General features: G+C 34.1%; 6 protein-coding genes. 2 read left to right on the plus strand and 4 right to left on the minus strand.

Annotated elements, in window-relative coordinates; genetic code table 11:
• Positions 1-91: 91 nt before the first annotated feature.
• The gene (locus CLRAG_RS13035) at positions 92-874 is read left to right on the plus strand and encodes an alpha/beta fold hydrolase (RefSeq protein WP_065078828.1); all 783 of its coding nucleotides are present in this window, start codon (positions 92-94) and stop codon (positions 872-874) included.
• A gap of 15 nt (positions 875-889) precedes the next feature.
• Here CLRAG_RS13035 and CLRAG_RS13040 read toward each other — a convergent pair whose 3' ends face one another.
• Together CLRAG_RS13040 and CLRAG_RS13045 are read right to left on the minus strand one after the other, a co-directional pair.
• Positions 890-1,405 carry a DUF2812 domain-containing protein gene (locus tag CLRAG_RS13040; protein ID WP_065078829.1) on the minus strand — a complete coding sequence of 172 codons (516 nt, stop codon included), beginning with the start codon at positions 1,403-1,405 and terminating at the stop codon, positions 890-892.
• 3 nt (positions 1,406-1,408) lie between these two features.
• On the minus strand, positions 1,409-1,729 hold the full coding sequence (locus tag CLRAG_RS13045) for a PadR family transcriptional regulator (RefSeq protein ID WP_065078830.1): 321 nt from the start codon (positions 1,727-1,729) through the stop codon (positions 1,409-1,411).
• A gap of 250 nt (positions 1,730-1,979) precedes the next feature.
• On the opposite strand from CLRAG_RS13045, the gene CLRAG_RS13050 reads away from it, so the two are divergent.
• Positions 1,980-2,714 (plus strand): site-2 protease family protein, encoded by a 735-nt coding sequence (locus tag CLRAG_RS13050; RefSeq protein ID WP_065078831.1) that lies wholly within the window; start codon positions 1,980-1,982, stop codon positions 2,712-2,714.
• A gap of 31 nt (positions 2,715-2,745) precedes the next feature.
• Here CLRAG_RS13050 and CLRAG_RS13055 read toward each other — a convergent pair whose 3' ends face one another.
• Together CLRAG_RS13055 and CLRAG_RS13060 are read right to left on the minus strand one after the other, a co-directional pair.
• Positions 2,746-3,324 carry a type 1 glutamine amidotransferase family protein gene (locus tag CLRAG_RS13055; RefSeq protein ID WP_065078832.1) on the minus strand — a complete coding sequence of 193 codons (579 nt, stop codon included), beginning with the start codon at positions 3,322-3,324 and terminating at the stop codon, positions 2,746-2,748.
• A gap of 80 nt (positions 3,325-3,404) precedes the next feature.
• Positions 3,405-7,339: cell wall-binding repeat-containing protein (locus CLRAG_RS13060; protein ID WP_207644817.1), on the minus strand; the 3,935-nt coding region annotated here is incomplete at its 5' end.

The raw sequence follows: 7,339 nt of genomic DNA on the forward strand, positions 1-7,339 counted from the left end.
TAAACTCAAAAAGTATCAATAAATATGTTATAATGAATTTGTTTCAGGGTTTGCATCTAAAAAACATTTATCACTTTATATGGGGGATTTTATGAAAGAATACATAGTAGACAATTTAAAAAATAAAATGAGATATCATGATTTTCCTGGTGAAGACACACCTATACTATTTATTCATGGCTTAGGATGTGCCGGATCATTTGATTATCCAGAAGTAGCTGCACAGGTTGATTTAATAAATCACAGACGAATATTAGTAGATCTGCTTGGAAGTGGCTTTAGCGATAAACCTGATAATTATTTGTATACTGTAAAAGAACATGCAGAATACCTATGTAATTTTGTTAAGAGTTTAAATCTACATAAATTTATTATTTTTGGACATAGTTTAGGTGGACCTATCGCAATTGAACTTGCAGATAAATGCAAAGATAGTGTTGAGACAATTATTTTAAGCGAAGCAAATCTAGATAAAAGCAGTGAAGATTCATCAAGTTATAAATTTGGAAGTTTTAGAGAAGACGACTTTGTGAATAGCATATTTGATGAAGTTATAAATGAAAATGCTATCCATAATTCTATGTGGACAGCAGCATTATCAGTTTGTTCATCTACAGCAATTAGTAGAATTTCAAAATCTGCAGTTGAGGGAGGAAATCCATCATGGCGTGAGATTCTATATTCACTTAATTGTAAAAAGACATTTATATTTGGCGAAAAATCTCTTCCAGATGATGACCAAATTGAGCTTAAAAAACACAATATAAATATTCAAATTGTAAAAGCAGCAGGACATTCAATGGCTTGGGAAAATCCTAAAGGATTAGCAGAAGCAATTAAAAAAGGTATTCTTTATGCAAGATTGAATTTTTAATTGCTATATTATTGGCTACATTCCTTCTCGTTTAAATTTCTCAATTTTCAATTTACACTTCCATACAATTCTTATCATTGTCAAAAATATTGCTGCAAGTAATACTGTAAATATTACAAGGATATAGTCACCTGTATTAACTGCTCCTATTAGTTCCACAAAAAAGCAAATAGCTTCTACAAAGGAAAACACTTTAAAAAGATTTCCAATCCTTCTGTATTGAGCAATTTTTGATTCCACATCTGTATACATTTCAAAAGGACCATCTGATGCTTTCTTTTTCAAATATACCCATCTCCACCATTGACCTACAACTTGTACTCCTACATTACTCATAAAAGATGAATAATCAACTGTATCACCTTTCCAATTATCAAGTAAATCTATTTGATAATTGTATTCTCCAGGTTCACATGGTTTAAAAGTATAAAATCCAAGAAAAAACTTTTTAAATTCCCATCCATCTAAACACATTTTTTTTAGCCAAGCTTCTTCTGCATCTTTGTCATAATACAATTTAAATTTTAACATATATTATCTCCCCCTAATCATCCATCTTTTGGCGTTATTTATAAGTTCCTCCAGCCTATTGACTTCTTTTTTTAATACTTCTATTCCCGTATTTGTAATCAGGTATTCCTTTTTCTTTCTTGATTTTGTATCCTCACTATATAAATTAATCCATCCTTTTTTAAGCATTGAATTAATAGCACCGTATAAGGTCCCCGGCCCCAACGTTACCCTTCCATCTGTCATTTTGCTCACATCCTGAATAATTCCATATCCATGGTTTGGTTTTTGTGTCGCCAATAAAATATAAAATGAAGCCTCTGTTAAAGGTGTACTATTGTCCAAATCTATCATCCTCCGTTATATCGTCATACGATATATACTAATATATCATCTCCCGATATATATGTCAATAATATTTTATACGATTTTCAACTCATAATTATGAAATGATTTTAGACATTTTTGTAGATTTATATAATATAATAAAGTCAAAGAAAAAATAAAATAAATCAATATGAGACTATAATTTAAGTGGATATAGCAGCATGTTTTTAATGTTTGTTCCATTTAAATTATATAAGGAGCTATATAAATGATAGGAAAAAAGAATTTAAATAAAAAGCTAGATGTTAGAAAAATGTTATTAAATACTTTAATAATTTCTTTCACAGTTTTAATATTAGGATTTGCTATAAATTTTAAATATGCAGTAGGATATCTATCTATTCTTATTGTCCATGAACTGGGCCATTACATTACAGCAAAGTTTTTGAAACTGAATGTCACTTTTGGAGGGTTCACCCCTATTGGAGCATATATAACTCATGAAGATCCTAAGAATTGCAAAGAAAATGCACTTATTGCACTGGGAGGACCATTATTAGGAGGGATACTTGGTCTTATTTGCTATATAATTTATTATATTACAGGAGACTATACCTTTTTAGCATTAAGTTTCACTGCAATAACAATAAATTTGAGTAATTTAATACCTATAAAGCCTCTTGATGGCGGACATATAGTTGAATCAATATCTCCTATTCTATGTTATATTGGATTTCCATTTTTAATATATCTATTTATATCAGTAAATAATTTAAAAAGTAAGATAATATTACTTTTTATTATGGCAGCAGGTGCTTATCAAACGTATAATTTTACCATTAGGTATAAAACAGATTCTTATTATAAAGTGGACAAACATAGTAAAATAATTTTTATAATCATATATAGCCTATTGGTATTATCCTTGGCTGGAAGTGCAATATACATTTATAACGCCTTTGATTATAAATGTATATTTAAAAATATATCCAGGTTTAAATAATCATAATTATATTATTTTTCTTAAGTGTAATTTACTTTTGATACATTCCATGTTTATGAAACTCATACCATTTATTAATTTCATCTTCAAGTTTAACCTTTAAATATAGCATAATTTCTTTAGCAAATTCTAATGCTGCTGTTCCATTTGCAGTAATGACGTTGGAATCACTTACTGCCTGTTTCTCAACATAATTACTATCTCCTTTATAATGAGGTGACTGAGATTTCAAAAATTCTAATGTATTACTTGTATGTTTTCTATTATCTAAGTAACCATTTTCGCCCATAAAAAAGGTGGCACCACAAATTGCTGCTACTGGAATATTATGATCAAGTGCATAATCAACTATAGGTTTAACATTATTATTTTTCTTTTCCATCCATGCATTTCCGCCAATTAATAAAAGCATTGTAAATTTCTTAGGATAGTCATTTATAGAATAGTCTGGAATGGTATGGAAGCCTCCCATTGATATCTTAGGTTCTTTATCAAAACTTAAAGTTTTAACAACATATCCTGTTTCTGGTGCATTAAGTTCCGAACATATGTAAGCATTCTCCCAATCAGCATATCCATCAAAAATAAATGCAAGTATTTCTTTTTTCATTATTAAGCACATCCTTTCTTAAACATTATATAAAAAGAAAGATGACACCTGTATGTCATCTTTCTAAATTTATTTTCTTGTTACTTGCCAGTTATCTTTGATAAGTCATTTTCAACATCCTTGCTTACTGCTCCTGTTCCACCAAAAATAGTTACCTCTTTTAGCTTTAAGCTCTGCAAAAATAAATTTTCTTCATTACTTAAGCTAGTATTAATTAGCAATATTGGTGCATTGCTATTTGCTGCATAAGTGCTTCCTGCTAACGCATCTGGAAAATTATTACCTGATGCTGCACATACTATATCTGCATCCGAACTAAAATACTTTGCAACATTAAGAGAAGTTTGAAATCTATCTGTTCCACCTATTCTCACTACTTTTGACTTATCTATACCTGCAGTTTGGACAACTTGATTTTCTACTGTATCACTTACAGCTCCTTGCAGCCCTATAATATATATCTTATCTGGTTTTATATCTGAAATCTTTTTTCTTACGTAATCAGATATTTCATCTTTTTTCACCAATAATACAGGGTACTGATTTGCTGCTGCTGCACTACTTACTGATATTGCATCTGGATAACTTTCTCCTGATACAATAATTACTGGTGTTCCTTCTTTTACTGCTAGCATGTCATTAATTTTTGCATTTGTTTCATATCTGTCCTTGCCACCTAATCTCTGGATATTCTTAAAGCCATCCGCCTCCAACTTTTCTTCTACATCCGGATCTACTGCACAATTTCCTCCAAGAATATATATATTTCCTGCTTGATTCATGTTTTCCTTCAAATAAGCTGATACTTTTTCTCTATCCTCCATGCTGTTTCCAACAAGTAGTATTGGTGCCTTTAGCTTATGTGCTAGTACACTTCCTGCTAACGCATCCGGATAGTCACCTGACGATGCAAGTATTACATTTGAAACCTTATCCTTATAAGCTGCCTTGGCAATTGCTATAGCTGTATCAACCCTGTTTTGTCCTGATATTCTCTCTAATTGTATATTAGCTGGTGTTGATGGTAAACCTCCACTACCGCCTGAACCTCCACTTGAAGAAGGTGTTGTGTCTTTTATTGTAATTGATAAAGTTTGAGGATTTCCTCCGCTAAAATTAAATGTTAGGGCTGCAGTTCCTGTATTTTGAGCTGCTAAATACTCCTTCTTTATAATTACTGCATCATCTGTTATTGTATAATCTGTTCCATTTACTAAGATTTTATCTCCATTTGCAATACTTACTAAGGTATTTCCATTCAGCGTTAAAGTTGTATTTACATCTGCCTGCTTTCCTATATTCTTATCAAAATCTGCAGTGCCTGGATTTATGCTTGAATTTTGCGGTGCCGGAACTGATTTATTCATTTTGACATCAAATTTCACAATTTCCTGTTCTACAGAAATGGTAGAACTTGTGTATTTATCATATCCTTCTTTATCTACTGTTATATAGTAATCCGTATTAGGGAATACCATAAAGCCATAAGCCCCACTGGCATCACTCACTTGTGGATTTTCATTTTTATTTGGCTTAAAGTCATCTATAATTGGAAGCGATACTACTGTATCTGGAGTTTTCCCATTTGCCTTATTTCTATCTGTATTTGCATAATAAAGCGTTAGGTTTGCTCCGTCAATTATCTTTCCTGTAACTGAATCAGTTATTATTCCATAAGGGTCAATTAACGTACTAGTTATACTTACAGCCCCACTTTCGGAAACTTTTACATCAATCGTTCCAATAACAATCTTCTGACCATTGCCTACATCAAGTGTTACATTTATTTTTGATTGCGTACCATTTGCTAAATCTTTAACTTTAATAGTTCCATCCGATGACAATGTAACATTAGTGTTTCCTGTTGTTGAAAAACTTAACCCAGAAATATCCGTTAAAGGTGACACTGTACCATCTGGTGTCCTTAATACTATAGCATCATGAGATTTTACTGCCACAGTTTTAGTTCCGTCTGTTTCTGTGGTTACTTGTGCTTTTATTCCCTGAACAGATTTTCCAGAGTCATCTACTACACTACCTGTTGTTTCTACAGGTGTTGGTTCTGGATTAGGTGGTACTACAGCATTTACGGTTACATTCTCTGTCTTGCTGTCTGATATTCCTAGAACATCTACCCAACTACTTCCATTCCAGCTTTGCTTTTTATAATTCACAGTTATTGTATAGCTTCCCGCAGTACCTGTTACATAATTTGCATTATAACTTGTCCCATTAAAGCTAAAACTGCCGCCTTTCCCTGATTCTGTAGATGTCCACGTATTTGGTATATATCTCTCGTCTCCAACTATTGATCCTGACGCTTCCTGTCTATCTCCTACTGCTGTTATGGTTATGTTTCCACCTGCTGTTATATTACTTGTACTCAAATTTACTGTATTATTTGATGCATTTGCAGCAGTTGGTGCAGAATTCACTGTAATTGTGTATGTCACTTTCGTTGTTCCATCCTCTGCTGTTACTACTATCTTATCCCCGCTTACCACTGGGTCATGCAGTGATGCTTCATCAAAACTCTCATGAGATTCCCCCTTAGTAAGTGCTGCTATAAAGTCTGATTTTGTTGTCCCATAAGGTACATTTGTTATTGTTTCATCTGCCGTTCCTCCTGCACTTACTATGTAACTTCCTGATGTTACCGTTGCTACCGTGTTCTTTGGTGCTGGCGGTGCTGCATTTACTGAAACGGTATATGTTACCTTTGTTGTTCCATCCTCTGCTGTTACTACTATCTTATCTCCAGTTACTACAGGATCATGCAGTAATGCTTCGTCAAAACTCTCATGGGACTCTCCCTTAGTTATGGCTGCTATAAAGTCTGCTTTTGTTGTCCCATATGGTACGTTTGTTATTGTTTCATCTCCTGTACCTGCTGTGCTTACTGTGTAACTTGTAGATGTTACCGTTGCTACCGTGCTCTTTGATGCTGTATGTCCGTCTGCTTCTACCGTTACATTCGCTGTCGTTCCACTGCACAGTGTCTTTAACCCATTTGCATCTACTGCTACCACTCCTACATATAGGTTTTCTCCTGCTGTCCAGTCAAAGGCAGCTGTCTGTATTCCTTTTGTTATACTTGTCTCTCCTGCCACTGTATCACTAACTCCTGGTGCAGCTCCTACCTTTGCTACTATTTCATAGTGATCTACCGCTGCTGTTGTTGAATCTGTCCAGGTTACTGTTACACTACTTTTTCCATCATCATTTACTCCATTATCTGCACTTGTTGGCTGGTTTACTGTAAATACTGTAGGTGCTGTTGCTGCATTTACTATTACTGTATACGTCACCTTTGTCGTTCCATCCTCTGCCGTAACTACTAGCTTGTCTCCACTTACTACAGGATCATGTAGTGATGTTTCGTCAAAGCTCTCATGAGATTCTCCCTTAGTCAGTGCTGCTATAAAGTCTGCTTTTGTTGTTCCATAAGGTACATTCGTTATGCCTTCATCTGCTGTACCTGCTGCACTTACTATATAGCTCTCTGATGTTACCGTTGCTACCGTGCTCTTTGCAGGGTTCACGGTTACCGTATATGTCACCTTCGTTGTTCCATCTTCTGCCGTCACTACTAGCTTATCTCCAGTTACTACAGTATCATGCAGTAATGCTTCATCAAAACTCTCATGGGATTCTCCCTTTGTTATGGCTGCTATAAAGTCTGCTTTTGTTGTCCCATATGCTACATTTGTTATTGTTTCATCTCCTGTTCCACCAGTACTTACTGTGTAACTTTCTGATGTTACCGTTGCTACCGTGCTCTTTGCAGGGCTCACTATAATTGTATATTCATGGCTATCTGATGGTTCACACACTCCATCATCATTTACCGTCACTGTAAATGTCTTTGTTCCTGCTTCCGTTGGTGTTCCTGACAAAACTCCATCTTCTGAAAGGTTCAATCCTGCTGGTAGGTTTCCTGATGTTACAAAGTATGTCTTGTTCCCTGTTCCTCCAGTTGCTGTAAATGTGTATTGAGTATATGGAACTCCTACTG

The organism is Clostridium ragsdalei P11 (assembly GCF_001675165.1).
Lineage (GTDB): Bacteria > Bacillota > Clostridia > Clostridiales > Clostridiaceae > Clostridium_B > Clostridium_B ragsdalei.

Coding starts and splice junctions, on each gene's coding strand:
- CLRAG_RS13055 (WP_065078832.1), bottom strand. CDS start 3,324: ATGAAAAAAGAAATACTTGCATTTATTTTTGATGGATATGCTGATTGG.
- CLRAG_RS13035 (WP_065078828.1), top strand. CDS start 92: ATGAAAGAATACATAGTAGACAATTTAAAAAATAAAATGAGATATCAT.
- CLRAG_RS13040 (WP_065078829.1), bottom strand. CDS start 1,405: ATGTTAAAATTTAAATTGTATTATGACAAAGATGCAGAAGAAGCTTGG.
- CLRAG_RS13050 (WP_065078831.1), top strand. CDS start 1,980: ATGATAGGAAAAAAGAATTTAAATAAAAAGCTAGATGTTAGAAAAATG.